This is a genomic window from Kouleothrix sp. (genome assembly GCF_046328425.1).
Classification (GTDB): Bacteria; Chloroflexota; Chloroflexia; order Chloroflexales; family Roseiflexaceae; genus Kouleothrix.
Map to the genome: position 1 here is coordinate 186,691 of NZ_JAXLWP010000003.1, position 26,250 is coordinate 212,940.

The 26,250-nt window shown below is 67.6% G+C and carries 16 protein-coding genes; 10 read left to right on the plus strand and 6 right to left on the minus strand.

Features of this window, described 5'->3' with window-relative positions:
- Positions 1–7: 7 nt before the first annotated feature.
- The 5 genes from U0177_RS00800 to U0177_RS00820 all read right to left on the minus strand — a co-directional run bounded on the left by U0177_RS00800 (position 8) and on the right by U0177_RS00820 (position 10,559).
- Entirely contained in the window at positions 8–1,684 is a 1,677-nt protein-coding gene (locus tag U0177_RS00800) for a HAMP domain-containing protein (RefSeq protein WP_409568674.1), read from the minus strand.
- Positions 1,674–3,197, minus strand: a complete 1,524-nt coding sequence (locus tag U0177_RS00805) for an ABC transporter substrate binding protein (protein WP_409568675.1) — start codon at positions 3,195–3,197, stop codon at positions 1,674–1,676. Before U0177_RS00805 ends, U0177_RS00800 begins: the two co-directional genes overlap by 11 nt.
- A complete protein-coding gene (locus U0177_RS00810) occupies positions 3,194–5,659 on the minus strand; it encodes an MFS transporter (protein ID WP_409568676.1) in 2,466 nt (821 codons plus the stop codon). The genes U0177_RS00805 and U0177_RS00810 overlap by 4 nt, the downstream gene beginning before the upstream one ends.
- Positions 5,656–6,903 carry a D-alanyl-alanine synthetase gene (locus U0177_RS00815; RefSeq protein WP_409568677.1) on the minus strand — a complete coding sequence of 416 codons (1,248 nt, stop codon included), beginning with the start codon at positions 6,901–6,903 and terminating at the stop codon, positions 5,656–5,658. Before U0177_RS00815 ends, U0177_RS00810 begins: the two co-directional genes overlap by 4 nt.
- 221 nt (positions 6,904–7,124) lie before the next feature.
- The gene (locus U0177_RS00820; RefSeq protein WP_409568678.1) at positions 7,125–10,559 is read right to left on the minus strand and encodes a BTAD domain-containing putative transcriptional regulator; all 3,435 of its coding nucleotides are present in this window, start codon (positions 10,557–10,559) and stop codon (positions 7,125–7,127) included.
- Between the two features lie 205 nt (positions 10,560–10,764).
- Here U0177_RS00820 and U0177_RS00825 point away from each other — a divergent pair, with 205 nt between their 5' ends.
- From U0177_RS00825 to U0177_RS00865, 9 genes are all read left to right on the plus strand, one after another.
- Complete coding sequence (locus U0177_RS00825) at positions 10,765–10,995, plus strand: hypothetical protein (protein ID WP_409568679.1); 231 nt, start codon at positions 10,765–10,767, stop codon at positions 10,993–10,995.
- A gap of 85 nt (positions 10,996–11,080) precedes the next feature.
- A complete protein-coding gene (locus tag U0177_RS00830; RefSeq protein ID WP_409568680.1) occupies positions 11,081–12,466 on the plus strand; it encodes a BTAD domain-containing putative transcriptional regulator in 1,386 nt (461 codons plus the stop codon).
- Positions 12,467–12,705: 239 nt separating this feature from the next.
- Positions 12,706–13,467: an FHA domain-containing protein gene (locus U0177_RS00835; RefSeq protein WP_409568681.1), complete on the plus strand. Its 762-nt coding sequence runs from the start codon at positions 12,706–12,708 to the stop codon at positions 13,465–13,467.
- A gap of 105 nt (positions 13,468–13,572) precedes the next feature.
- Positions 13,573–15,102: a molecular chaperone DnaJ gene (locus tag U0177_RS00840; RefSeq protein ID WP_409568682.1), complete on the plus strand. Its 1,530-nt coding sequence runs from the start codon at positions 13,573–13,575 to the stop codon at positions 15,100–15,102.
- A gap of 142 nt (positions 15,103–15,244) precedes the next feature.
- A complete protein-coding gene (locus U0177_RS00845) occupies positions 15,245–16,714 on the plus strand; it encodes a VanW family protein (RefSeq protein ID WP_409568683.1) in 1,470 nt (489 codons plus the stop codon).
- 177 nt (positions 16,715–16,891) lie between these two features.
- On the plus strand, positions 16,892–17,500 hold the full coding sequence (locus tag U0177_RS00850; protein ID WP_409568684.1) for a Yip1 family protein: 609 nt from the start codon (positions 16,892–16,894) through the stop codon (positions 17,498–17,500).
- A gap of 338 nt (positions 17,501–17,838) precedes the next feature.
- Positions 17,839–20,859, plus strand: coding sequence for a preprotein translocase subunit SecA (gene secA, locus U0177_RS00855; protein WP_409568685.1), 3,021 nt, complete (start codon positions 17,839–17,841; stop codon positions 20,857–20,859).
- Between the two features lie 94 nt (positions 20,860–20,953).
- Positions 20,954–22,165 (plus strand): S8 family peptidase, encoded by a 1,212-nt coding sequence (locus tag U0177_RS00860; protein WP_409568686.1) that lies wholly within the window; start codon positions 20,954–20,956, stop codon positions 22,163–22,165.
- 60 nt (positions 22,166–22,225) lie between these two features.
- Positions 22,226–22,528, plus strand: a complete 303-nt coding sequence (locus U0177_RS00865; protein ID WP_409568687.1) for a hypothetical protein — start codon at positions 22,226–22,228, stop codon at positions 22,526–22,528.
- A gap of 704 nt (positions 22,529–23,232) precedes the next feature.
- Here U0177_RS00865 and U0177_RS00870 read toward each other — a convergent pair.
- Positions 23,233–23,451, minus strand: coding sequence for a hypothetical protein (locus U0177_RS00870; RefSeq protein ID WP_409568688.1), 219 nt, complete (start codon positions 23,449–23,451; stop codon positions 23,233–23,235).
- 881 nt (positions 23,452–24,332) lie between these two features.
- Here U0177_RS00870 and gpmI point away from each other — a divergent pair.
- Entirely contained in the window at positions 24,333–25,895 is a 1,563-nt protein-coding gene (gene gpmI / locus U0177_RS00875; protein WP_409568689.1) for a 2,3-bisphosphoglycerate-independent phosphoglycerate mutase, read from the plus strand.
- Positions 25,896–26,250 lie beyond the last annotated feature (355 nt).

The window sequence follows — 26,250 nt, forward strand, 5'->3', positions numbered from 1 at the left end:
TGTTCCTTTACTCGCTGCTATCCTGATCGCGGTATTTCGCGCGCATTGCCGCCACGCGCTCTTGCAGATCGAGGAAATAGCTACTCTCGGTGATCTCGGCGACGTGCTCTTGCTTCTTTTTCTCGTCGATGCGGATGCTCAGGTCGACGATCTGCTGGCGCAGGTTGCGCTCGCGCAAGTTTACCTGCTCGGCCATCCGCTTGAACACCTGCGTAAGCTGGGTGACTTCGTCCTGGATCCGCCGGTTTAGCAGGCGGTCGAGCAGGCTGGCGTTGAACTCGCCCTGCTCCATCGCTCGCGCCGCGCTGGTCAGCTGCTGCACGGGCCGGATGATGCTGCTGCTGACCAGCACGGCGGCGCCCGCCAGCACGACAATGCCGCCGAGCACGATCCAGAGCATGTTCGTACGCTGCCGGTTGCGCTCGTCCTGAATGGTTGTGCGAATGACCGTCGCCGATTTGTGGAACTCGTCCACATTCGCGCCAATCACAACCCCGCCGAAAATACCCGAGCCGCGATACACGCCGTAGCCGAACCGAATCGGCGCGTAGGCCGACGCCTTCTGCGCGCCGGCCCGATTGGTGGTGATGGCGAAGCCCGGCTTGCCCTGCAGCACTGCGGTGAAGATCGTCGGCCAGCTCGGATCCGACCACGCCGCGTAGCGCAGGTTGAACGGGTGGCGGGCCAATTCGGCCGCCGTCATATCCTGGCGCATATACGACACGACCTGCCCGGTCTCGTCCAGGCCGCGCATGCGCGAGAGCAGCGGGTGCGCGATCGTATAGCCATCCTGGTCGAACATAAACGCGTAGTTTCCGCTCGCATACGCCGGGTAGAGCGTCCAGGCGTCGGCGGCGACCGGCTGGATGTGCGTCGTGTACTCCATGAGGTGACGGTGGTCGAGCGATAGGAGCACCATCCCCGCCAGCGCCCCCGCGCGCGTGTAGACGGCGGTGCCGAAGCGAACCACGCCCTGGTACTGGCTATACCTTAGGCTGTCGCTCGCGTCGGCGCCGGCTGCCTGGCCGGCAGGCTGCTGCGCCGACGAGGTATGCCAGCCCATGACCGGCGACACGTACACCTGGCCGGGCGGCAGCGTGCGGATCTGCGCGACGTAGTCCTCGGTCTTGTAGGTTGTATTTGCCGGAACGCCGACGTCGCGCAGCTGGTCGGCGGGCACGAGCTGCCCGTCGACGATCCGCAGCAGCTCGCGCCCGCGCGCGTCGAGGTACGCGATCTCGCGATACAGCGGTATGCGCTGGCGCTGCTCGCGCGGCGCATCCGCGCTGCCGACGGGGTAGCGGATATCGCGCCCGTGCATGCCGTAGAACGCCAGGTACGCCTCCGGCGTCGGCGGGATGAGCGTCAGCGAGCGGGTATCGTCGACGCGGGCCTCGAGGAAGCGCGCGATCGTATCGGCGGTTTGTGTGGCGTGGGCCTGCAGCTCGTGCAGCGACTTGTCGTCCAGCAGCTGCACCGCCGAGTCGGTCGCCTTCTGGCTGGCGGCGGTGTAGCCCGTGAGCGCGCTGTAGCTGATCAGGCCCAGCGGCAGCAGCCCGGCGATCAGGGTCGCCAGCAGTATCTGGGCGAGCAAGCTGATGCGCCCGGCTCGCCTTGGCGTGGCGGGCTGGGCCGGCGGTGAGGCCGGCCGCCGGGATAGCCAGGCAATACGATTACGGATCATGGACGACCCGTCCTTCTGCGCGTACGAGCTTGCCAGCGCTGTCGTAGATCGTGCTGGCGCTTTCGAAAAAGCTAAACGGTATCTTCAGGCCGGTCGCGCGGGCGCGGCGGAAGTTGATCGCGATATCGGGCGGCGAGATCGTGCCAACTTTTAATGCGCCGGCTTGCGCCCTGCCAGCCAGAATATCGACACCATAGACCGCCGCGAGGTGCGCGTTGCTGCCGAAGCTGACGCCAATCGAGAGCACCGCGCTCGCATCGCCCGCCTGCACCACGTCGGGAACCGCGCTCAGCACCGCAATGGCGCCCGCCGACGCGTTGATCGTCGCGATCTCGTTGAAGATCGACGTGCTGCCCGTCACCCAGAATATGCTGTTTTGGCCGCCGGGGTCGGCCTGGTCGAGCGCCGCTGCGGCGCGCGCGACCTTTTCCGCCAGCTCGGCGTGCGCCCGCCGATCGTCCTGCACCACGATATCGAGCACCCGGATGCCATAGGCGGCGGCTGCCTGCTTCAGCGGCTTGACCTGGGTTTCGATCGCGCTGGCGTTGCTTGCGGCATACAGCACGCCGATGGCCTGGAGCTGCGGCTTGAGCGCTTTGAGGTACGTCATCTGCACTTCGATCGGCACGTTGAGCGAGGTGTAGGCGATGTTCGTCCCGCTGCCGCTGGTGTAGTCGGGCAGCTGGCCCAGCAGCACCGGATCTTTCGAGCTGACCGACACCACCGGGATGGGGCCGTTGCGGAAGCGCGCCGACACAAACGCAGTTGCGTCGGAGCCCATCGAGAACAGCAGGTCGAAGCGCTCGGCAACGGCGCGATCGAGGGCTTGCTGGCCGGCGGCCGTGTCGTTGCGCATATTGACCACCGAAAAATCGGCGGCGAGCTGTTTGGCGGCAAACACTTGGAGGATCGCGCCGATCGCCGTGTCGTACGCCGGCGAGGGCTTGGTGTACAGCACCAGCACGCGCTTGAGCGCCGCGCCGCGATCGCGCTGCGTCAGCGCCCAGCGCCAGGGGTCGCCAGGGTCGCGCGCGACCTGCCAGCCGGCCGCGGCCTGCGCATCAACGCGGAACCACGCCTGATCGGCGGCCGAGGCTGCCGGCTGGGCTGCCACGGTTGGCGCCGGTGCCGGCAGCGCAGCTGGGCTGGCCGCCACGGCCGGCGTGGGGGTAGGCGGCTGCGCGGCGGCCGGGCAGCAATCGGTGGCGGCGCGCTTAACCCAGCCGAGGCTGCCATCGAGCGCGCGCACGCGGAGCCAATCGCCCGGCGCCTGCGGCTCGAGGGCCACCAGCCGCTCGCCGGCATACAGCTTGCGCAGCACGCGAAAGCTCGCGCCGGGGCCGGCGCGCAGATTCAGCGCCGGCGCGGCAACCACCACCGCCACCTCCGATGGCGTGGGCGTGGCGCTGGCGCCAGGCCCGCGGCCAAGCGCCGCCGCCGGGCCGCCGAGCGCCAGAAGGCAGCCAAGCCCGGCAAACAGCAGGCAGATTGCCGCGCGCCGCCAGCGGTTCATTGCTGCCCCTTCGGTGCCTGCCGCGCCAGCATACGCTCGCCCGGCCTGAAGCCAAACAGCAGGCTCAGGCTCAGCACCACCATGCCGAGCCAGGCGATCGCGATTGCGCTGCCCTGATTGACGAGCAGCATCAGGCTCACGAGCAGCGGGCCGGACATATGGCCGATGCGCTCAAGAAAGCGGTACAGCGATGCGGTCGTGCTGCGGCCAAGCGTATCGGCGGCATGGGTGTTTGAAATATGCGTCACGATCGGCGCGTGAATACAGCCGTGCGCCACGCCCAGCACAATAATGCCAACGCTGAGCACAAGCGCCGGCAGAAAGCTGTAGTTGCTATTCATCACCGCCTGCCAGCCGATCAAGCCCATCAGGATCAGCCCGATGCCGCTCACAAACGCGCCAATAAACAGTATCGGCGTGGTTTGGCCGAGCCGATCGACCAGCCGCGCGATATAGCGGCTCGAAACCAGCACGCCAACCGAGTATAGCATAATGATCTGGCCGATATCCTCCTGGGCGTAGTGCTGCTGCGCCAGAAGCAGCGGCAGCGCAAAGATCGTCACGCCGGTGAGAATTGCTTTGGCGGGGATCCCGATCAGCAGCATCGACTTGACGAACTGCAGATCGCGCACCGCGTTGATCAGCCCGGGGATCAGGCCGTGGATCGCCGCGCCGTTTGGCGTAGATGCGGGCGACTGCGCGCGCCGCGCGATCAGCCTGGCGGCATACAGCGCCAGAAACACCGCGATCACCGCTGCCAGGATGAACACGTTCTTCACGCCCATCGACACAACCAGCAGCGCGCCCATCGCCGTGCCCGAGATCATGCCGCCGTTGTAGCCGTACACAATGATCGCGGCGCCCTGCGTCTTCTTGCCCTCGGCGGCCATATCGAGAATATACGACTGCACGCCGATATACAGCATTCCCTGGCCTAGCCCGGCCAGCACGCGCAGCGCGATCACGATCCTGAAATCGGCGACAACCGCCATCAACGCCAGGCTGGCGGCCACGAGGCAGGCCGAGAGGATCAGCAATGGCCGGTTGCCGCGCCGCTCGGCAAAGCGGCCGGCCGGAATGAGCGCCACGACAAATGCCACGAAATAGGCCGTGAACGCAACCGAAACCAGGTTCGGATCGATGCTCGATGCGCGCGCCAGCGTTTGAAAGTACTGCGGCAGAAACGACGTCGTCAGGCCTTCGGTAAACACGCTGATAAAATAAAACGGCTTGATCAGCTCAAGCTCGAAGGCTTGCCGCTGCGCGGGATCGGCCACGCCGCTGCCGGCCTGGTCCGAGAACGAGTGGATAAGCGAGAACAAAAGCACCGAGAGAAAGCCCGACGCGGCCAGCAGCACAACGAAATTTTTAACGCTGCGCCACAGCTTGCTATAGATAGCGCTCGCCGGAATAGCCACATAGATCTCTTCCGATGCTGCGCGCGGCGCCTCCGCCGCCACAGCGCCGCGCGCCGGGTCAAGCGGCAGCTGGTATTCGATGCTGCCCGAGGCGTGCGTCAGCAGCGCGCCAACGCGCCGTGGGTCGCTGGCGACGACGATGCGCTGGTTGTGCGTGAGCGCGATCAGGCTGATGTCGGGATTGAGCGCCTGGCTGTCCTTGAACGCCTGATCGATCTGGTCGAAGTCGCCAAGCTCGAGCCCAAGCTCGATCGGCGCAAGCAGCCGCAGCTGCAGCGAGCGCGCCAGCGCCTGCGTCTTCGCCTGAATGCCATCGGCATACAGCGTCACGAGCGCGCCGATCACCACCGCCGCCATGAGCAGGCAGGCCAGGCCGTAGCCAATACTCAGCCAGCGCACCTCGGAGTCGCTGCTGGCGCGCTGAAAGGGCGGCCACTGGTTGATCAGGAACCACACAAACAGCCCGTACACGCCCGCCAGCAGCACCCCGGCGCCTGCCACCAGCACAAAGCGCCGCTCGATCGCCGCGGCGATGGCGGAGCGCGGCATTGTAATATACAGCGTGCCCACCGGCTCGAACTTATTTTCGAGCTTCAGCGCCACGCGGTAGAAAGCCGCGTCTTCGGCCACCTGATAGTGGGCCTGCTTCGGCTGCAGCGCGCTGGCCGCAAAGCCCGGTGCAGTCGCGCTTGCCGGTTCGACGCCCGCCTGGGTGTTGGCGAAAACCGCCTGGCCGCGCGCGTCGGCCACCACGATCGCCGCAATCTGCCGATCCGAGTCGAGTATCGGCTGAGACACAGTTGCGAAGCCGGGGAACTGCTCGAGCGGCAGGCCGGCCAGCAGAACAGTGCGCAGCGATGCGGCAACCACCTCGCCCTGCGCCGCCAGGGTCTCGATCTGAAAGGACGGGTAGGTGCGGTTGGCCTCGCTCAAGGCCACATAGCCCAGCAGGGCCAGCGAGAGCGCGAGCACGAGGACGGTGCCAGCAAGGGTGCGCTGGCGCTGCCTGGCTGGCGCTGGCGAGTGCAGCACAGGGTTGCTCACGCTGTAACCACGCTATCGGCCGGTGCCGGCGCGGCGGCGTGGAAGCGCGGCGGCTGCGCGGCCGCGCGCAGCGGGGGCTGGCTGCCTTCGCTCAGCAGGCTGATGATCTGCTTGGCGAGCACCTGCTCGTAGGCCAGCAGGTGGTGCAGCCGATCGGCCAGCAGGCCAAAGATAACATCGGTGTAGCTCGTGCCATCGGCGGTCGGCCCGGCCATAACCAGGCTCGTGCCGGCGGCGCTGGGCCGTTTCAGATCCGGCTTGGGGTTGACCTCCAGAACATGCAGCGCGCCCGCGTGGTCGCTGCGCACATCGACCCGCACGATCGAGCGCAGGCCGAACTCCTGGTAGATCGTCTGCGCCAGCTGCAGCAGCTCATGCTTGACTGGCTGCTCGTCGTCGCCCAGCAGGCGCAGCCGGTCGAGCGTGATCGGCCGCTGGTCCAGCGACGTGTAGATCATCTCGCCTGGCTCAAACAGCCGCTCAAGCGCCGAGAAAGCGCGCGGCGCGGCGTGCTGGGCGAGCGCGCCGTGCTCATAGGTGATCGGGCCGCAGACGGCGACACAGTACTCGGCGCCGGAAAGGTAGCGCTCGATCAGCACGCTGTTACACGTCACTGCGTACACATGGCCGGCAACCTCGGGCAGCGCGGCTGGCGTGTCGGCGAGGTGCACGTGCCGCGAGGCGCGCCCCGACACTGGTTTGACCACAAATGGCCCCTGGTACGCGCCAAAGACGTCGCGGAAGCGCTGGTCGTTCTCGGGCCGCAGGGGGCCCTGGGCGGGGTGCCAGGTGATGAAAGGCGCCGTCCTGATGCCCAGCCCCTGCAGGCAGCGCTTGAACAGATCTTTGTTGTCGAGCAGCGTGGCATTGAGCGGATGATGGCCGATGTAGGGCAGGCCAAGCATTTCGAGCATCGCCGGGGCATGGCTGATCGAGTTGTAGCCCTGCACCCCGCCGGTATTCAGCCACACCAGGCTAATGCCGTCGTCGGCAAGCCGCTGCGGCAGGCGCATATCGTCGGGCAGCAGCGTGACGTAGCCGAAGCCAAGCTCTTTCAGCGCATCCTGAATGTCGCAGGCGACGTGCTTGTAGCTTTTCCAGTCGCGGGGGTTGTGAACGCGCTGGATCACCGCGCCCGGCTGATTTTTATCGCCGCCATACACCACTGCGATGCGCGCCCTGGTGCGGAGCAGGTCGAGGTACTCGGGCAATCGCGTCGCGTCGTATGGAAAGCTCGTGTCCACCAGGCCCTCCTGCTCGGCCGTTGCTGGCGCAGCCGCTGTGAAACCACCAGTATCGTAGCAAGCTATCGTGACGAGATCGTGACTTAAAGCTGCCTGAGAAGCCTGTGTACCACCAGGGCGCCAGGCGGTGCTACGCTCCGTATCGTGTCCATTTTCCGCGCTCCGCGCGGAAAATGGACACAGAAGATCAACACGTACTATGCTGCCGCTCGGGCAGTTTCTTAGAGCGCCACGCCGCCAGGGCCGAGCCCGCTTGTATACTCTTCGGCGGGGAGCGCCGCGTATGCGCGCAGCAGCGCCTGGTGGGCCGGCACATTTTCGAGAAACGACTGGCGCAGCGCGCGGTCGGGGATGTGGCTTGCGTACTCTTGCAGCCGCCGCCTGGCCATGTGCAGCACGCCAGCGGCCCGCGCGTCGTTGGTGGCCGCCAGAACCTGGTAGCACGCCAGGTAGATCGCGAACGGCCGCTCCACGCCGACATACGGCCGGGTTTCCAGCGCCGCCAGCATCGCTTCGGCTTGCGCGCGCGCGCGCGGCAGATCGCCCTGGGCCAGCGCGATCTGCGCCAGGCCGGCGCGCGGCTCGGCCGCCTTGTGGAGGTGCTCAAGCGCGGTGTAGAAATCGAGCGCCTGGCTGTAGGCGCTGGCGGCCTGCTCGAGCTGGCGCAGGCCGGCGTGGGCCATACCCAGGATCACCAGCGCGTTGGCCTGGCTTGCGCGGCCGTCGAGCTGGCAGGCCATGCGCCAGCCGTCCTCGGCATAGCGCAGCGCCTCGGCGTAATCGCCGGCCGCGTGCGCCAGCAGCGCCAGGCGCAGTATGCCCTGAAACGACTCGCGCGCCAGCAGCTCGGCGGCGCGGAGCGTTTGCTCCCAGCGGTCAAACCAGTGCTGCGCGCCAAGCAGGTTGCCCATCAGCAGCTGAAGGTAGCCGCTGTCGTTCATCGCGCCCGCCTCGCCGAGCAGGTCGCCGAACGTATGATGCGCCGTAAGCGCCTGGTCGATCAGCTCCTGGGCGTAGCCGTACTCGCCTTGCAGGCGCGCCACCTCGGCGATCGCCAGCTTCAGATGGTTTTCGCCGCGCAGATAGCCCAGCGTTCGCGCCAGATGCAGCGCCGCCTCGCCGTGGTGGCGCGCAACGGCATACTCGCCTCGGGCCTGGGCGATGTCCATCAGATCGGTGCGAAAGATCATCTCCGAAAGGCGCTTCTTCAAAGGCTGGCACATGCGCAGCCCCTCGTCGACATAGCCTCTGGCTGCGGCGTAGTCGTCCTCGGTCAGCGCGATCGAGCACAGCCAGTTATAGGCGATCAGCGCGGTTTCCACCTGCGACTCGCGGGCGCCGCTGGCGGGCTGCGCGCGCAGCGCCAGCGCGGCCGCCTGCTCGAACAGCGCGCGCGCCTGCGCCGATTGCCCCTGGCGGCGCAGGGCCTGGCCCTTCACCAGCGAGCCGTGCGCCTCAGCCTCGGCGTTGCCGCAGGCGCGCGCCAGCTCGATCGCCTGCTCGGCCAGCAGGCGCGCCTGGTCATTTTTGCCCTGCAGGATCAGCGCCGAGCCGCGAAACGTCCACACGGTGCTCAGCGCGCGCTGGAGCGACTGCAGCGCCTCGGGCGATGGCGCGCTCGCGAGATGCGCGGCCAGGCGCTCGGCGGCGAGGCCGAATACGCGCGCCCATTCTTCGGAAGCGCCGGCCATGCGGTAGAACTGCGCGAAGCAAAAGGCCGCCAGGTACAGATCGTCGGCCTGCGCGTGATCGGCGGCCCAGGCCCACGCCTGGCGAATATTGTCGATCTCGTCTTCCAGCTCGGCAATCGCCTCGCGGGGCTCGTCGCGGGCAATGCGCCGCTCGCGCGCGGCCAGAAACTGCAGGTAATAATGGCTGTGCCGCGCCATCACCGCGCCGTATTCCTCGGCCGCCGCGAGCTGCTCGGCCGCAAACTGGCGCAGCAGCTCGTGGATCTCGTACGCCGCCGCGCTGGTCGATCGGCTTTCCACCCGGCGCAGCAGCGATTTGTGCATGAGGCTCGTGAGCGTGCGCAGCGTCGCGCCGGCCACCGCCTCGGCCGCCTCGCGGCTGAAGCTGCCGCGAAACACCGCCAGATGGCGCAAGACGCGCCGGTCGGCTTCGCTCAGCAGCCCCCACGACCACATGAACACCGCGCGCAGGCTGCGCTGGCGCGCCGGCACGCCCGGCCAGTCGGCCTCCAGAAAGCCGCGGTTCCGCTCGATCTCGGCGGCGATATCTTGCGGCGAGAGCATCGCGCTCCAGGCGGCCGCCAGCTCGAGTCCCAGCGGCATGCCCTGCACCAGCCGGCAGATGCGCAAAACCGCCGGCAGGTTCGCGTCGTGCAGCCTGAACGACGACTGGGTTCGCCGGGCGCTTTGCACAAACAAGCGCACCGCCGCCGAGTCGGCAACCTGGCTGTACGCCAGCCCTTCGACCTGATGCACATACTCGCCGTAGACCAGCAGCCGGGCGCGCGACGTCGCGATGATCTGTACGCGCGGCGCGGCCTGTATGATCTCGGCGACCAGCCCGGCACCCTCGGGCAGGTGCTCGAAGTTATCCAGAACAAGCAGCATGTGCTTGTCGCGCAGAACGTGCAGCACCGCCGCCCGCAGGTCGTTGGCCTGCGCGGCCATGCCTAGCGCATGGGCGATGGCGGCCGGAATCGCGTCGGCGGAGCTGAGCGGCGCGAGCGCGATAAAGAAAATGCCGTCGGCGTAGCGATCGAGGCTGGTGCGCGCCAGCTCGACGGCCAGCCGGGTTTTGCCCATCCCGCCGATGCCCAGCAGCGTCAGCAGGTGCAGGTCGGGCCGGCCTAGGATGCCTATAAGCGTGGCGATATCGTCTTCGCGCCCAACAAACGGGGTAAGGTGCATCGGCAGGTTGTGCTGCGGCGACGTGGCATGGTATGGCTCCGAGGCGTCCAGGCCCGAGCGTATGCGCTCATACAGTGCGCGCGTCTCCATGTCCGGCGCAATCCCCAGGTCTTCCTGCAGCACCTTGCGGCAGCGCGTGTAGGCCGCCAGCGCCGCAGCTTGGTCGCCGGCGAGCGCCAGCGCCCACATCAGCTGCCGGTGCGCCGTCTCGCGCCAGGGGTCGAGCGCGAGCTGGCGGCGCGCGCTTTCGGCCGCTGCCACGAAGCGCCTGGCGGCCAGGTGCTGCTCGGCCAGCGTCGAGAGCACTGCCACGGCCTGCTGGGCAAGCTGCTCGCGCGTGAGCAGGAGCCATTCTTCAAACGCTTCGCTGTCGGGCAGGCTGAAACCCGAGAGAAACTCGCCGCGATACAGCGCTGCCGCACGCGTCAGGTCTTCCGGGTCGGCGCTGCGCGCAAGCTGCGCGAACTCGCTCACATCGGCGTACGCCGACGCGCCAACCCACGCGATCGTATGGCGGGTGGCATCGATCAATGTGCTGGAGGCGCCGATCGCGCGCCGCAGCCGCACCAGTGCCTGGCTCAGGTTGCGCAGCGCAAGCTCGTTCGGCTGGTCGGGCCAGAGCAGCGCGGCGACCGAGTCGCGCGCGTGCGGCCGCCCCGCTTCCGTCGCCAGGTACGCCAGCAGCGCGCGCACTTTGTCGCCGCGGAAGTATGGTATCGGCACGCCGTCGCGTGCTACCTGGAAACCACCAAACAGATGTATCGCGATTGTGATCATTCTCTTCCTATCGCGCCGCCCCCACATCCCCGCCGATCGCTCGCTTTGGCAGTTTCGCAGAACTTCGTATGCGCGGCATATCGCCCATGCGCCTTTTAGCAATGTACGGAAATTTCTACACGTGGTCGTAGAGTGGTCACGGTAGATGCGTATGCTTACCTGACCTATAGCGAGTATACAAGAATTCCGAAGAAACCGACAGGCGATGGCGACACGCGCTCTTGCTTCAGATGAAGGTTTGAGCCATACATACGTGTTGCATGTATGGCGCGAGCACCCCAATGCGCCCTGGCGCGCATCGCTGCGTGCAAGTGGCAGCCAGGAACGGATCGGGTTCGCCGATCTCGAGCAGCTGGCGATCTTTCTGTTCCGCCTGACCGAGCAGCGCCCGCTTCCTGGTTCAGATCCCGCGCCCGGCGATCCAACCACCACATGAGAACATCCAGCACCATTGCCCATCTCGTCGCCACCCCACCTATCGCACCACCAGTATCGGCCTAGCGTAACGTTCAAGAGGCTCTATGGATATGTTGCGTATCACGGTCTTAGGGTCGCTGCAGATCGTCCGCGCGGATCAGCCGGTGACCGGCTTTGTATCGAGCAAGGCCCAGGCGTTGCTGTGCTACCTTGCGCTGACCGCCCGCCCGCATGCCCGCGCCGCACTGGCCGGCCTGCTCTGGGGCGAGCTTCCCGAAACCGATGCGCGCATGAATCTTCGCCACGTGCTCACGAACTTGCGCCAGGTGGTTGGCGCGCACCTGCGCATTACGCGCGAAACCGTCGAGTTCGACCGCAGCGCGCCGTACTGGCTCGATGTCGAGCAGATCCAGCTGCACGTTCAGCCCGGCGCCGCGGCATCGCAGGCGAGCACCGATGAGCTGCTGGAGGTTGCCAAGTGCTATCGCGGCGACTTGCTCGAAGGTTTCCATGTGCGCGAGGCTCCGGCCTTTGAAGAGTGGCTGCTGATCCAGCGCGAGTGCATACGCCAGCGCATGCTGCATGCCCTGCACGAGCTTACGGTGCAGCTGACGGCCCGTGGCGCGCACAGCGCCGCACTCGCATGCGCGACGCAGCTGCTCGCGCTCGATCCACTGCGCGAGGATACATACCGCCAGCTCATGCGCCTGCTGGCGCAGAGCGGCCAGCCGAGCGCCGCGCTGCTCCAGTACCAGGCATGCAAGCGCATGCTTCACGCCGAGCTAGGCGCCAAGCCCGCGATCGAGACGACCCAGCTGTTTGAGCAGATCAAGGCCGGGCGCTTCCCAGCCCCGGAGATCAAGCCCGAGCCGCCGCGCACTCCCGCGACCGAGCGCCGCCACCTGACGCTGCTGGCATGCCAGGTGCGCGGACTGCTAGCCCTGGCCGAGCACCTCGACCTCGACGCGCTGGGCGAGGTCACGCGCTCGCTGCAGGCGCTGTATAGCGACATCGCCAGGCAGTTCGGCGGGCGCATCGCCGAGCAGCGCAGCGACGGCGTCCTGATCGCGTTCGGCGCCCCGCAGATCAGCGACCCTGCGCTCGCCGCGGTGCGTGCCGCGCTGGCCCTTATGGATGCGCTCAACCAGTTTACCTCGCCGGTGGTGCGCACGCCCACGCTCACGGCGCAGATCGGCATTCACACCGGGCGGGTGATTGTGGCCGAGCAATACGATATGCCCCACGCGGCCATCGGCATTGTGGGGCTGCCGCTCATGGCGGTGCACCGCCTACAATCGCTGGCCGCGCCGGCGACCATCCTGATAAGCGGGACCACCGAGCGGCGCGCGCTGGAGCGGGTTGCCTACAAGGCGCGCGGCACGTACACGTTCGACGAGCTGAAACAGCCGCTGGCGGTATTCCAGGTGGTTCAATCGCACCCGACTCGCCACCGCCTCCCCGCCGCCAAAGCCTACCCGACAGCGATATAGCCTGGCGCTGTTCCTAGCTGAACGCTTGCCTTATAGTGGGAGTTCGGGGCGGCTTCGCCGCACCCGAACTTTCTTTTTGTCTGGCACTGCGTGGCGAAGCCACGCAGCGCCAGACAATCTATACGTGATCAAACCAAGAGCGCATGATAAGGCTCGGCGCTAGCGCAACTCCGGCAGCCCTCATGGCGTATAATTCATAGAGCTTCGACTATATACATGATTAGCGAGGGGTTCCCGATATGCCTTTTTGTCCGCAATGTGGGGTCGACAACCCGGCCAGCGCGCGCTTCTGCGATCAGTGCGGCGCGGCGCTGATCCCGGTGCCGGCCGCTCCCGCCGCGGCTACGACCCCGGCAATGCCGGCCGCGCCGCCATCGCCTGTCACGGCGGCGCCGGCGGTGCCGGCCAGCGCTGGCGCGCTGAGCTGCCCGCAGTGCGGCGCCGCCGCGATCCCCGGCGAGGCGTTCTGCGATAACTGCGGCGCGCCGCTGAACGCGCCGGCCAGGCCGGCCGCATCGGCGCCCACGCCGCCCTACAGCGCTGGCGTGCCGCCGCAGCCCGGCTACCCGCCGCCGCAGCCCGCGAGCTACGCGCCGAGCCAGCCGCCCGCAACCTATACGCCGCCGCCGATCCAGCAGCCGCATACGCCCGTGCCCTACACGCCGCCACGCAGCACGCTGGCCCCCGCCCGGCTGGTGGTGGTGGCGAGCGGCGCCACCGTGCCGCTGCCGGCCGCCGCTCAGGCGCAGATCGGGCGCGCCGACCCGGTGAGCAATTTCTACCCGGATGTCGACCTCAACCCCTACGGCGCGCTCGATAATGGCGTCGGCCGGCGGCACGCGCGCCTGCTGGTGCAGGGCGGCCAAGTGCAGCTCGAAGACCTCGACAGCACCAACGGCACCGCGCTGAACGGCCAGAAGCTCGCTCCGCGCCAGCCCCAGCCGCTGCGCGATGGCGACCAGATCACGGTTGGCAAATTGCTGCTGCGCTACCAAGAGTAGCCACAAGCGCCAAGCCAGGCGCCGGAGGCCAAAGAGCACGCCATTGCGGCACGCTGCGCCGAGCATTCCGGCCCCTGGCTTCGGTATTCTCACGGCACAACGCCTATGCATCCTTGCCCTGCATGCGCCGCGCCGCTCGACGACGAAGGCATCTGCACTTCCTGCGGCGCCCTCACGCGCGGCCTGTTCCGCGAGCTCGACCTTGGCACGCCGCAGATCGCTCGCGCGATCGCCAACGGCCTCGATTTCTACCTGCTGCTCGGCGCGGCCCCGCCCGACGATACGCGGTCGATCGCGCGGCGCTACCGCCAGCTACGCGTGCTGTTCCCCGACGACCCGCGCGGCCTCGCGCCCGAACCGGCCCGCCGGCTGGAGCTGCTCGAGCTGGCCGGGCGCACGCTCACCGACCCGCGCCTGCGCCAGGTGTACGACGACCTGCGCGCCAGCGGCGCGCCGACGGTGACAAACGCGGTGCTGCGCTGCGCTGGTTGCGCCGCGCCCTTGCCGCCCGACGCTGCGCGCTGCGCGTTCTGCGGCACGCCGCGCCCCGCCGCCCCGCAGCCCCCCAACGCGCCGCCGGCCAACCATCCCGGCTCGGCCCCGGCGGCCGAGCCGATCGACTACTACGCGCTGGTCGGGCTGAATGCCGAGCACCTGCTGCCGCCCAGCGGCCGGCCCGCGCGCGCGCCGCTGAGCCGTGGGCTGAGCGGGAAGGTCGACGGCGCGCCCGACCGGGCCGGCGCCGGGCCACTCGTGCCGCCCGGCCCACCCTCGCCCGCCGACGTCGACGCGGCGTGCCTCGTGCGCCAGAAGACCATCCTGCTCGCGCCAGGCTACGCCCCGGCCGAGCGCGACGCGCGCGCCGACGAGGTCGAGGTCGCGCGGCGCATCCTGCGCGACGATCAGCGCCGCTCGCGCTACGATGCCCTGCTGCTGGCCTTTCGCCAGGGGCTGTACGACCACGGCAGGCTCGATTCGCTGCGCCAGCTGCAGGATCTGGCGCGCGCCGACATGGCCGAAGAGCGCGGCGAGAGCGTATCGGCCGGGCAGGCCGCAGCGCTGCTGAAGCAGGGCCTGGGCTACCTCGACGCCCGGCTGCCGCGCCAGGCGCTTGAGCCGCTGCGCAGAGCCGTGGCGGCGCTGCCGGGCTCGGCCGCCGCCCACGGGGCCTACGTGCGCGCCCTGCTCGGCGCCGACGACCCGCTGGCTCTGGGCGGGCACGCGCTCAGGCTGGCGCTGCGCAGCCTCGAGGCGCTAGACCGGCTGGGCGCGGCCAGCACGCAGCACGCGGCCCTGGCCGCCCTGTGCCGCGGGCTGCTCTCGCGCGACGAAGGCGACCACGCCAGCGCCCAGGCCGAACTACGGCGCGCGGCGGCGATCGACGCCGGGCTGGCGCCGGCCTGGCGCGGCCTGGCAGCGCTGGCGCTGAGCCACGGCGACACAGCCGGCGCGGCCGAGGCCTGCCGCCGCGCCCTGGCGCTCGACGCGCGCGACGAGCGGGCGCTGCTGATGCTGTGCGCGGCCTACCTGCGCGCCCGCCAGCCCGCCCAAGCGCGCGAGGTCGCAGCCCAGGCGGCCGCGCTGCGCGCCGGCGGCGCAACTGCCGACGACGTGCTGCGCGAGCTAGGCGCCTAGCGGTTGTTGGTAGTTAGCCCTATCTATGCTATACTCGGCAGCGTAGAACTCTTGCCTGGCACAGCGCGCGCCATAGCACCATATCTCTAGCGCATCCATACCCCGCAATCGCCAACTGCCCGGCCACATTCCGAGGTTCCCAATGCACCGACGTATCCAGCTGCTGATTGTCGCGCTCGTCGCACTGAACTTCGCGCCGGCCGTGCCAGCGCTCGCTCGCTCGGTCGGCGCGCAGCCGGCCGGCGGCAGCGGGTTCGCCTACTTCCCCGAAACCGGCCACAACGTCGGCCTGGCGATCAAGCGCTTCTACGACACCCACGGCGGCATCGACATCTTTGGCCTGCCGCTCACCGAGGTGTTCGACGAAGACGGCATACGCGTGCAGTATTTCGAGCGCGCGCGCTTTGAGCTGCACCCCGAGCTTCCGCCCGAGTTCTATGTGTCGCTCTCGCTGCTCGGCCGGCACTTCACCGAGGGGCGCGCCGAGCCCGCATTTCAGTGGCTCGCGGCCGCGCCCGCAGCCGACCGCACATTCTTCGCCGAAAGCGGCCACTCGCTGGGCGGCTCGTTCCGCGGCTTCTGGCAGGGGCGCGGCGGGCTCGCCGCGTTTGGGCTGCCGATCTCGGAGGAGTTCGGCGAGATCAACCCGCTCGACGGCAAATTTTACGTGGTGCAGTACTTCGAGCGCGCGCGCTTCGAGCTGCACCCCGAGAACGCCGGCACGCCCTACGAAGTCCAGCTCAGCCAGCTTGGCCGCCAGCTGCTGAACGAGCGCCCGGCCGCGCAGGCGCAGGCCGCGCCGGCCCAGCCGCTGGTGCTGCTGGGGCGGGCCGTCACCGGCTTTCGCACCTCGGCGGCCGAGCGGCGCGACAATATCGCGCGCGCGGCGGCGCTGTTCGACGGCGTGGTGGTGCAGCCCGGCCAGGAACACTCATTTCTGAGCGCCGGCAACTTTTCCGAAGAGGAAGGCTTTGTCGAAGGCTACGCGATCGTCGGCGGCAAGCTCGAAAAGGTAGTCGGCGGCGGGCTGTGCCAGGTGGCCACCACCCTGTTCCGCGCCGCGTCGAACGCCGGCATGGAGATCACCGAGCGCGCCGGCCACACCTACGTGGTGTACTTCTACGAAAATATTCTGGGCTTCGACGCCACGGTGTTCAGCCCGACGCGCGACTTCAAGTGGCGCAACGATACGCCCGGCCCGATCACCATCGCCACTGCGGCCGACCTCGCCGCCTCGACGGTGACGTTTGAGCTGTGGGGCACCAGCGACGGCCGGAGCGTCAGCTACGAGGGGCCGTTCACCAAAAATGTCGTGAAGCCCGGCGGCGCCACCTGGCAGTACGACCACCAGCTGAGCAGCGGCCAGGTTCGCCAGCTGGTGCACGGCCGCGCCGGCATGGACGTCACCCTGATCCGCACCGTCACAATGCCCGATGGCAGCGTCAAGCACCTCGACAACTTCTTCACCCACTACCAGCCCTGGAACGACTTCTACACCTACGGCGCCGGCGTGCTGCCGCCGTCCGGCGTCACTGTGATCGACCCGCGGGTGGTGTACGAGGCGCGCCCGCTCGCACCGCCCACGCGGCCCTTGCCCGACGACGGGCTCTAGGCACCGCAGCTGGATTGCGCGCCTAGCAGGCGATTGTCACCGAATCGCAAGCTCCGGCGCGGACGTGCTGATGTACAATCGGGGTAAGAAAGGGGGAGATCGACCAACCGTTAGCCGGCTCTGTGATACTGTGGCCCGTTCGTACGCATTTTGTACCTCGCAAAGGAGATCGCGGCTATGATTGTTCAGGGCGTATCGATTGGCGACATGCTTAACCAGAGCGTCGCCGTACTGACCAAGCCAAGCGTGCAGTCGTTCGAGCAGTTCGAGCGGCGCGGCGGCCAGCGCGAAGGCCTGATCTATGTCGGTGTCGCGGCGGCGCTGGCCGGCATTGTCGGCGCGCTGTTCGGCCTACTCACCGGCGGCGTCGGCGGCCTGATCGGCGGCCTGGTGATTGGCATCGTCGGCCCGCTGCTGAACTTCTTCGTGTTCTCGTTCCTCGTCTACACGATCGGCAAGAGCCAGGGCGGCACCGGAACGCAGGACGAAGTGTTCTACACCACCTCGCTCTACACCGCGCCTATTCTGGCCGTCAGCGGCATTGTCAATGCCATCCCGCTCCTCAACTGCCTGCTGCTGCCTGCTACGTTTGTGCTCGGCCTGTACCAGCTGTACCTTGGCTACCTGGCCACCCGCTCGAGCATGAACCTCGATCAGAACAAGGCGATCATCACCGTCGTGCTGTCGATCATCGCGATGTGGATCGCCGGCGCGATCCTGACGTTCGTGCTGGCGGCGATCGGCCTCAGCGCCGCCGCCGCCTCGGGCGCGCTCAGCTCACCGTAATCACTCGGCAGCCGCCCGATCGTACCGGCCGAGCCGCGCGTTTGCGCGGCTCGGCTTTGTTGTGCGCCAGCGGCAGTCAGGGCGCGTGCAATCAGGAAACTGACATTGCACCAGCCTGGAGTAGTAATCTGCTCACTTGCCGAACGCGCCGCGCGTCGGGTATAATAACCCGCAATGCGCCGCACGACGAAGCGCTACGTGCCCGCTGTACGCCGCTCCTCGCGCATCGAGCGCCGAGGGGCGCGTTTGCGACATGCCGGCCTACTGTAGTCAGCCGGCGGCCAGCCGGGCTCAACCGCGCTGGCTGGCGACTACCGACTGCCGACCGGAGAAGATAGATGTTCAACTTTCTTAAGAAAATAGTTGGCGACAGCAACGACCGCGTGGTCAAGCAGATCGCGCCGCTCGCCGACGAGATCGAGTCGCTCGAGGCCGAGTTCCGCGCCCTGACCGACGCGCAGCTGGCCGAGAAGACCAGCGAGTTCAAGGCCCGGCTGGCCGATGGCGAGACGCTCGACGATATTCTGCCCGAGGCCTTTGCCACTGTGCGCGAGGCCGCGCGCCGCACGATCGGCCAGTTCCACTACCGCGTGCAGCTGATCGGCGGCATTGTGCTGCACCAGGGCAAGATCGCCGAAATGAAAACCGGCGAGGGCAAGACGCTGGTGGCAACCCTGCCGCTGTACCTGAACGCGCTCGAGGGCCGCGGCTGCCACCTGGTGACGGTGAACGACTACCTGGCGAAAGTCGGCGCCGGCTGGATGGGGCCGATCTACCACCGGCTGGGCCTCAGCGTCGGCTTCATCGCCCACGACTACTCGGCGCTGTTCGACCCGGAGTATATCGACCCGGACGCGAACCCCGAGGACCAGCGCCTGGTGCACTGGCGGCCGTGCGCGCGCCGCGAGGCCTACGCCGCCGATATTACCTATGGCACCAACAACGAGTTCGGCTTCGACTACCTGCGCGATAATATGGTCGTCGAGCTGAGCCAGCTGGTGCAGCGACCGCTGCACTACGCGATCGTCGACGAGGTCGACAACATCCTGATCGACGAGGCGCGCACCCCGCTGATCATCTCAGGCCCGTCGCATGAGAGCAGCGACGAGTACCGGCGCTTCGCCCGCCTGGTGCCCATGCTCAAGCCCAGCAGCGTCACCCCCGACCAGGTGAAGAAAGAGGGCATCGATCCCGACGGCGACTTCATGATCGACCCGCGCAGCAAGGGCATCCAGATGACCGACCAGGGCATCGCGAAGATGGAGCACGCGCTGGGCATCCCCGAGCGCGAAAGCCTGTACGACCCGAAGTACTACCAGCTCACGCACTTCCTCGACAACGCCATGAAGGCCCAGTTCGTCTACCACCGCGACCACGACTACGTCGTCGAGGGCGGCGAGGTGGTGATCGTCGACGAGTTCACCGGGCGCAAGATGCCCGGCCGGCGCTGGAGCGACGGCCTGCACCAGGCGGTTGAGGCCAAGGAAAATGTTCCGGTGAAGCAGGAGAACGTCACGCTGGCGACGATCACCTTCCAGAACTATTTCCGCATGTACAAAAAGCTCAGCGGCATGACCGGCACGGCCTACACCGAGCGCGAGGAGCTGGGCAAGATCTACAACATCGACGTCACCGTGATCCCGACGAACAAGGCCATGGTTCGCAAGGATCAGGACGACCAGATCTACCGCACCGAGAAGGCCAAGTTCGATGCGGTGCTGCGCGAGATCAAGGAGATGCAGGAGACCGGCCGGCCGGTGCTGGTGGGCACAACCTCGGTCGAGACGTCGGAGCGGCTGAGCGAGCTGCTGCGGCGCAATGGCGTCAAGCACGAGGTGCTGAACGCCAAGCAGCACGAGCGCGAGGCGCACGTGGTGGCGCAGGCCGGCCGGCTCGGCGCGGTGACGATCGCCACCAACATGGCCGGCCGCGGCACCGACATCCTGCTCGGCGGCAACCCCGACGGCCTGGTCGAAGAGATCCTGGCCGAGCGCAAGATCGACTTCGAAGACGCCACGCCCGAGCAGCTGAGCGAGGCCCGCGCCGAGGCCGCCCGCCGCACCGAGGCCGAGCGCGAGAAGGTCGTGGCGATGGGCGGCCTGCACATCATCGGCACCGAGCGCCACGAGGCCCGCCGGATCGACAACCAGCTGCGCGGCCGCGCCGGCCGCCAGGGCGACCCTGGTTCGTCGCGGTTTTACCTCTCGCTCGAAGACGAGCTGATGCGCCGCTTCGGGCCGATGGAGCGCGTGAAGGGGATCATGGAGCGGCTGGGCGTTGAGGACGAGGTGCCGATCGAGGCGCGGCTGATCAACCGCTCGATCGAAGGCGCGCAGACGCGCGTCGAGGGCCAGAACTTCGACTACCGCAAGCACACCGTCGAGTTCGACGACGTGATGAACAAGCAGCGCACGATTATCTACGCCGACCGGCGCGCGATCCTCGAGGGCCAGAACATGCGCGACCGCATCCTGCAGATGATCGGCGAAGAGATCGGCAGCCTGCTCGACCAGCACCTGCCCGAGGCCGAGGGCGAGGAGTGGGACACCGAGGCGCTGCTGCGGGCGGTGCGCACGATCGACCCGATGCTGCCGGCCGAGATCACGCCTGAGTCGCTGCTCGAGCTCGAGCGGCCGGCGATCGAGGACCTGCTGCTCGAAAAGGTCGAAGACGACTACATGGCGCGCGAGGAGGCGATCGCCGCCGAAAATATGCGCTACGTCGAGCGGCGCATGATGCTGGGCGCGATCGACCGCCAGTGGATCGACTACCTGACCGGCATGGAGGACCTGCGCCAGGAGATCGGCATGCAGGCGATCGCCCAGCGCGACCCGCTGCTCGAGTACCAGCGCAACGCCTACGGCATGTTCGACGAGCTGAAGCACAACATTCAGCGCGACATCGTCTACCAGATCATCCCGGTGTCGTTCCAGTACGAGCAGTACATGCGCCAGGTGGTGGCCGAGCAGCAGCAGCGCCTCCAGCAGGCCCAGCACGCCGGCGAGAGCGAAGAGCAGGCCAAGGCCGCCAAGACGGTGCGCAAGCCGACGGCGGCCAAGATCGGGCGCAACGATCTGTGCCCGTGCGGCAGCGGCAAGAAGTTCAAGCACTGCCACGAGGGCCGCGAGGGCGAGCTGTTCGCGCTGCTCCAGGCGCGCGGGCCGAGCACGCCTTCCGCCCCGGCGCAGCAGTCGGTGTCGGCGCAGCTGGCCACCGGCGGCACTGGCACCCCGGCGCCAGCCGCGCCGCGCGGGCGCGCCGCCCCGCCGGCCACTACGCCGCCGGCAGCCCCGGCCGGCAACGGCAAGGGCGCCAAGCAGCCGCAGCAGGCCCAGCGCGGCAAGGGGCCGAAGCGGTAGGAGCAAGCAACAGCCACGCGCCACGAGCCAGGAACCACGCGCCGCGGGTTCTTGGCTTTTGGTTGGTGGCTCCTGGTACGATGTGAGGCCCGGGTTGGACCGCGAACTGCAAGATCAGCTCGAACGCTACGGCTTTAGCCAGGTGCTGGTGGTTCATCGCCAGATGGTGGTGCTGTCGACCCACCGGCCGGATTTCGAGAGCATCGATAACCATTTCCTGCCCGCGCCGGTGGTGCTGCAGGGGCGCGAGCGCGGCTCGGTGCCGCACGCGGCCCAGCCCTCGGTGCGGCACTTCGCGCGCCTCGGCATCAGCCTGGGCTTCGCCGACCACGACGGCGTCGCAGCGCTGACGACACACCCCGAGATCGAGTCGATCTATGCCTGCCACCCGGTCGGCATTGTGCGGCCGGTGCAGACGACCGCCGCGGCGCTGCGCCAGAAGCTCACCTGGGGCCTGCAGGCGCTGCATGTCGAGAAGCTGTGGGCCCAGGGCCTCACCGGCAAGGGCATCCGCGTCGGCCACCTCGACACCGGCGTCGACGCCGGCCACCCCGCGCTGAAGGGCCGCGTCGCCGGCTTCGCCGAGTGGGACATGCTCGGCAACCAGGTAGACGGCGCGCAGCCGCACGATAGCGACGTGCACGGCACCCACACCGCCGGCACGATCGCCGGCAAGCCGGTGACCCGCAGGGCCATCGGCGTCGCGCCCGAGTGCGAGTTCTACTCGGGCCTGGTTGTCGAGGGCGGCGCCGTGCTGGCGCGCGTGCTCGGCGGCATGGAGTGGATGCTCGAGCAGAACGTGCGCGTGCTGAGCATGTCGCTCGGCTGGCGCGGCTACGACCCAAGCTTCCTGGTGGTGACGCGCCGCCTGCGCCAGCAGGGTGTGCTGCCGGTGTTCGCGATCGGCAACGAGGGCGTGGGCACCAGCCGCTCGCCCGGCAACTACCCCGAGACGCTCTCGGTCGGCGCGATCGACCGCTCGCGCCACGTCGCGCCGTTCAGCGGCAGCGTGCGCTTCAACCGCGACCGCGACCCGATCCAGCCGGATGTGGTGGCCCCCGGCGTGAACATCGTCTCGGCCAAGCCCGGCGGCGGCTACCAATCCATGGACGGCACCTCGATGGCCACGCCGCACGTGGCCGGCGTGGCCGCGCTGCTGTGGCAGGCCCGGCCCGAGGCCACCGTCGACCAGATCGAGCTGGCGATCCGCCAGACCTGCGCCAAGCTCGAAGACGAAGACCCGCTGCGCTATGGCGATGGGCTGGTAAACCCGCTGGCGGCGCTGGCGGCGCTCACCGGCACTTGAAGTTTTACGTTTTGGGCGTATAATCAAAGCTCGAACCGTGGCACCAAACCGGAGGTAGGTATGATGCGAGCATGCCATGTTGACCCCGCCCTGACACACCAGCTCGACGCCGCGCGCGCCGACGAGCCGGTTGAGGCGGTGCTGCTGCTGCGCCAGGACGAGCCCGCCACCCAGCGGCCGATCGACGCCGAGGCGCTGATGCGCTGGGCCAGCGGCCAGGACGCCGACGCCGAGATGAACTACATGCCACGCATCGGCGCGCTGGTGGTGCGCGCGCAGTCGCAGGTGATCCGCGAGCTGATCAGCCAGCCCGCCGTGGAGGTGGCCAGCGCCAACCGCGTCGCCTCGGAGCCGTATATCTAACCCCCGGTTGAGCTTTTACCACAAGATCCCTCGGCGCCAGGTAGTATAATAGCCTGGCGCCTTTTGTATGTGTTAGGGCCTACGCAGCTGGCGCGCTCAGCCTTCGGCAGAGCGGTACTTTCTTGGTGTGCGGTTTTCGAAAACCGCGCACACACGATGCTGGTATCTCGCCGCATTGATACGCTGTTCGCTTGATCACGTATCGATTGTGTTGCACGACGTGGCTACGCCAGTCGTGCAACCAAAAAATTTGGGGGGCGGCTTCGCCGCCCCATGCACATTAAGCTTACGCCACACAGCTATCGGTACTCATCAAAAACCGCTGGAAGGTACACGGATGTTTCCTGCGTCGGTTCTTGCGGCAGCCTGCTTGAATACAGCGTGCCAGCGTCGTCAGCGCGTCCCGCAGCCGTGCGGGCTGCCCCATCGCCGTTGCCAGCGCGATCCAATGCGTACGAATTGTCTGTGCCGCTTTGCCCCAGCTCCGTGCGGGCGCATCCACCGCTCACGAGCAGCAGCCAATGCTGCACAATTTGATTGAGCAAGCGTCCATACAATTCACACGCACCCGCCACGGCTGCACGTCCCGTACCAGATCAATCTGCCCGTGGCTTTTCCACAGCTTAAACAGCAGTTCGATCTGCCAGCGCGCCCGCGCCAGCACCAGCGCCTCGTCACGGTCAGTCCGTCCGGCGGGATGGTGGTCACAAACACGCTCCACGCCGCCAAGGCCAAGCGCAGCGCGTGACCATCTGGCCCTGCGCTTTGGCTTCCTCCCGCAAGCGGCGGCGGCGCTGGTCGACCACCTCCTGCGGTGCCCGCACTGCCAGCAAGCGCGCCCGCACCTGCGCCTCCCGCCCCAGCCGCACCGGCAGATCGAGCGTTGCCTCGGGCATGGCGGCCAGCAGGTCGGCAGGCGCCACCAGCGTCCATCGTCCGTTTGCAGGCTGGTCAGTGCCTGCATGCGCGAGAACCAGGACACGCCCCGCGCGTCCAACTCCGCCAGCAGGGCGAGGTCAAAATAGCCCAATCCACCAGCCGGACCGCGCCCTGCGGCAGATCGTGATGCAGGGTGGCGTGACATCCGACTCGCGGCCATCGTGCAGGGTCGGGCCGCGCAAGCGCCCGTGCGCAGGTCGAGGGCGACCTGGAGCTTAAGCGCCGCGTTGCCGGCGTCGGGCGTGCCATACCGCAGCCGGTCCAGACCGCAGCGAGCGCCTCGGGCAAGGCGATCGTGGTACTATCTTGCACCACCACCTCGGCGAAGCGGTCGAGGATGGGCAAGCTGAGTGGGTCAGCACACAGCACCTCGCCACCAGCCCCGAGCACGTGTTCCAGACAGGTGGCGGCGGTTCGGTCAAACCGCTGATGCAAGGCTTCGGGCGAGATGGTTACGCCCGGCGGCACTCGTCTGCGTCAGGGCGCTCAAGCTCGCCTGCGGGTCGGCACCGAGGCCAAACACGAGCGTTTGCACGAACCACTGCCGGTCAGTTTGGCGTCCGAGCGCTGAACAAGCCGGTCTGGCGGCCGGCACGGTCGGCCCTCGGTCAACACCGCCGCAAGCGTGGCGGCCAGCTGTGGTATAGTCGTCATCAGGGCGGCTCCTGTCGGTGTTTGGTTGTGGTTTGGCGACAACAACCATACCACAAGAGCTGTCCTTGTCTACTACGCTTAGCGTATGGGGGGCGGCTTCGCCGCCCCAACCCCCACGAAAGTGTAAGCGATCAAGCGAATTTTGTATGAGACATGAGGCGGCCCAACTGCGTACGGCCTATGTGTACCATGTAGATAAGGGAGAGTTGTTGTGACTCAACAGAATCGACCGCGCCCGGTGCTGCTGGCGATCATGGACGGCTGGGGCGAGCGCGAAGCGACCGAGGGCAACGGCATCAAGCTGGCAAATACGCCGAATATCGACCACTGGCGCGCGACCCGGCCCTGGACGCTGCTCGGCGCGGCTGAGAAGAATGTCGGCCTGCCGATCGGCCAGATGGGCAACTCCGAAGTCGGCCACCTGAACCTCGGCGCCGGCTTCGTGGTGATGCAGGATATCACGCTGATCGACGACAGCATCGCCGACGGCAGCTTTTTCGAGAACGACGCGCTGAACGACGCGGTGGCGCACGTCAAGGCCAACGGCTCGCAGCTGCATATCATCGGCCTGCTGGGCACCGGCGGCGTGCACAGCCACCTGAACCACGAGAAAGCGCTGCTCGAGCTGGCCAAGCGCCACGGCCTCGACCGCGTGTACGTGCACGCCTTTACCGACGGGCGCGACACCATGCCGCAGAGCGGGATCGGCTACATGAGCGACCTCGAAAGCTTCATGGCTGCGCTGGGCGTCGGCAAGGTGGCCAGCGTGACCGGCCGCTACCACGCGATGGACCGCGACCGGCGCTGGGATCGCACCAAGCTGGCCTACGACGCGATGGTGTCGGGCGTGGGCCGCCCCGCCGCGAGCGCCCATGCGGCCATCCAGCGCTCGTACGACGAAGGCGTGACCGACGAGTTCATCAAGCCCGCAGTGGTGACCGAGAACGGCCAGCCGGTGGCGACGATCAACGCCGGCGACTCGATCGTCTGCTTCAACTTCCGCGCCGACCGCGTGCGCCAGATCACCAAGGCGTTCGTGCTGCGCGACTTCGACGGCTTCGCGCGCGATATGCTGCACGACCTGCTGTACGTGACGATGACCGAGTACGAGAAGGGCCTGCCGGTGCAGATCGCCTTTGAGAACGCCGACGTGGAGGTGCCGCTGGCCCAGGTGATCAGCAGCGCCGGCCTGCGCCAGCTGCACGTGGCCGAGACCGAGAAGTACGCGCACGTGACGTTTTTCTTCAACGGCGGGCGCGAAGAGCCGTTCCCCGGCGAAGACCGGCTGCTGGTGCAATCGCCCAAAGACGTGGCGACGTACGACCTGAAGCCCGAGATGAGCGCCTACGGCATCCGCGATGGCATCCTCAAAGTGCTGGCCGACGGCACGTACGACTTCATTATTGTGAACTTCGCCAACGCCGATATGGTCGGCCACACCGGCGTGATCCCGGCGGTGATCAAGGCGGTGGAGACGGTGGACACCTGCCTGGGCGCGGTGGTGGACGCAGTGGTGGCAGCCGGGGGCGTCGCGCTGATCACCGCCGACCACGGCAACGCCGAGCTGCTGATCGACCCGGCCACCGGCGGGCCGCATACCGCGCACACCACCAACCCGGTGCCGTGCATCCTGGTGGCCGCGCCGGGCGTGGGCCTCGACGGCGCGACGCTGCGATCGGGCGGGCGGCTCTCGGACGTGGCGCCGACGCTGCTGGAGCTGCTGGGCATCGGCCTGGCGCCGCAGATGACCGGCCGCAGCCTGCTTGTGCGCTGAACCGTTGGCACAGCAGGTGGCCCGCGCCGGGCGGCTCTCGGGGAGGCATAGCCTCCCCGAATTTTTTCTTCGGGTTGTCTGCGAAGAAGCCGAGCCACTCCGGCAACTGCACTGGCCATTCCGGCGAGTGAATTGGCCATTCCGGCGAGTGAGTTGGCCATTCCGGCGAGTGAGTTGGCCATTCCGGCGAGTGAATTGGCCATTCCGGCGAGTGAATTGGCCATTCCGGCGAGTATGCAATATGTTTCGGCTCTGTAGTATAAGAGATCTCCTAGCGATTGGGCCATAGGCCGATGGGCGCACCGCCCGCAGAGCTAAGCAATACCCGATCTCAACATCAAAGTCAGGGTCTTCT

Excerpts from the sequence above, each read along its gene's own strand:
- U0177_RS00800 (WP_409568674.1), bottom strand. The coding sequence starts at position 1,684 with ATGATCCGTAATCGTATTGCCTGGCTATCCCGGCGGCCGGCCTCACCG.
- U0177_RS00805 (WP_409568675.1), bottom strand. The coding sequence starts at position 3,197 with ATGAACCGCTGGCGGCGCGCGGCAATCTGCCTGCTGTTTGCCGGGCTT.
- U0177_RS00820 (WP_409568678.1), bottom strand. The coding sequence starts at position 10,559 with ATGATCACAATCGCGATACATCTGTTTGGTGGTTTCCAGGTAGCACGC.
- U0177_RS00825 (WP_409568679.1), top strand. The coding sequence starts at position 10,765 with ATGGCGACACGCGCTCTTGCTTCAGATGAAGGTTTGAGCCATACATAC.
- U0177_RS00830 (WP_409568680.1), top strand. The coding sequence starts at position 11,081 with ATGGATATGTTGCGTATCACGGTCTTAGGGTCGCTGCAGATCGTCCGC.
- U0177_RS00835 (WP_409568681.1), top strand. The coding sequence starts at position 12,706 with ATGCCTTTTTGTCCGCAATGTGGGGTCGACAACCCGGCCAGCGCGCGC.
- U0177_RS00840 (WP_409568682.1), top strand. The coding sequence starts at position 13,573 with ATGCATCCTTGCCCTGCATGCGCCGCGCCGCTCGACGACGAAGGCATC.
- U0177_RS00845 (WP_409568683.1), top strand. The coding sequence starts at position 15,245 with ATGCACCGACGTATCCAGCTGCTGATTGTCGCGCTCGTCGCACTGAAC.
- U0177_RS00850 (WP_409568684.1), top strand. The coding sequence starts at position 16,892 with ATGATTGTTCAGGGCGTATCGATTGGCGACATGCTTAACCAGAGCGTC.
- secA (WP_409568685.1), top strand. The coding sequence starts at position 17,839 with ATGTTCAACTTTCTTAAGAAAATAGTTGGCGACAGCAACGACCGCGTG.
- U0177_RS00865 (WP_409568687.1), top strand. The coding sequence starts at position 22,226 with ATGATGCGAGCATGCCATGTTGACCCCGCCCTGACACACCAGCTCGAC.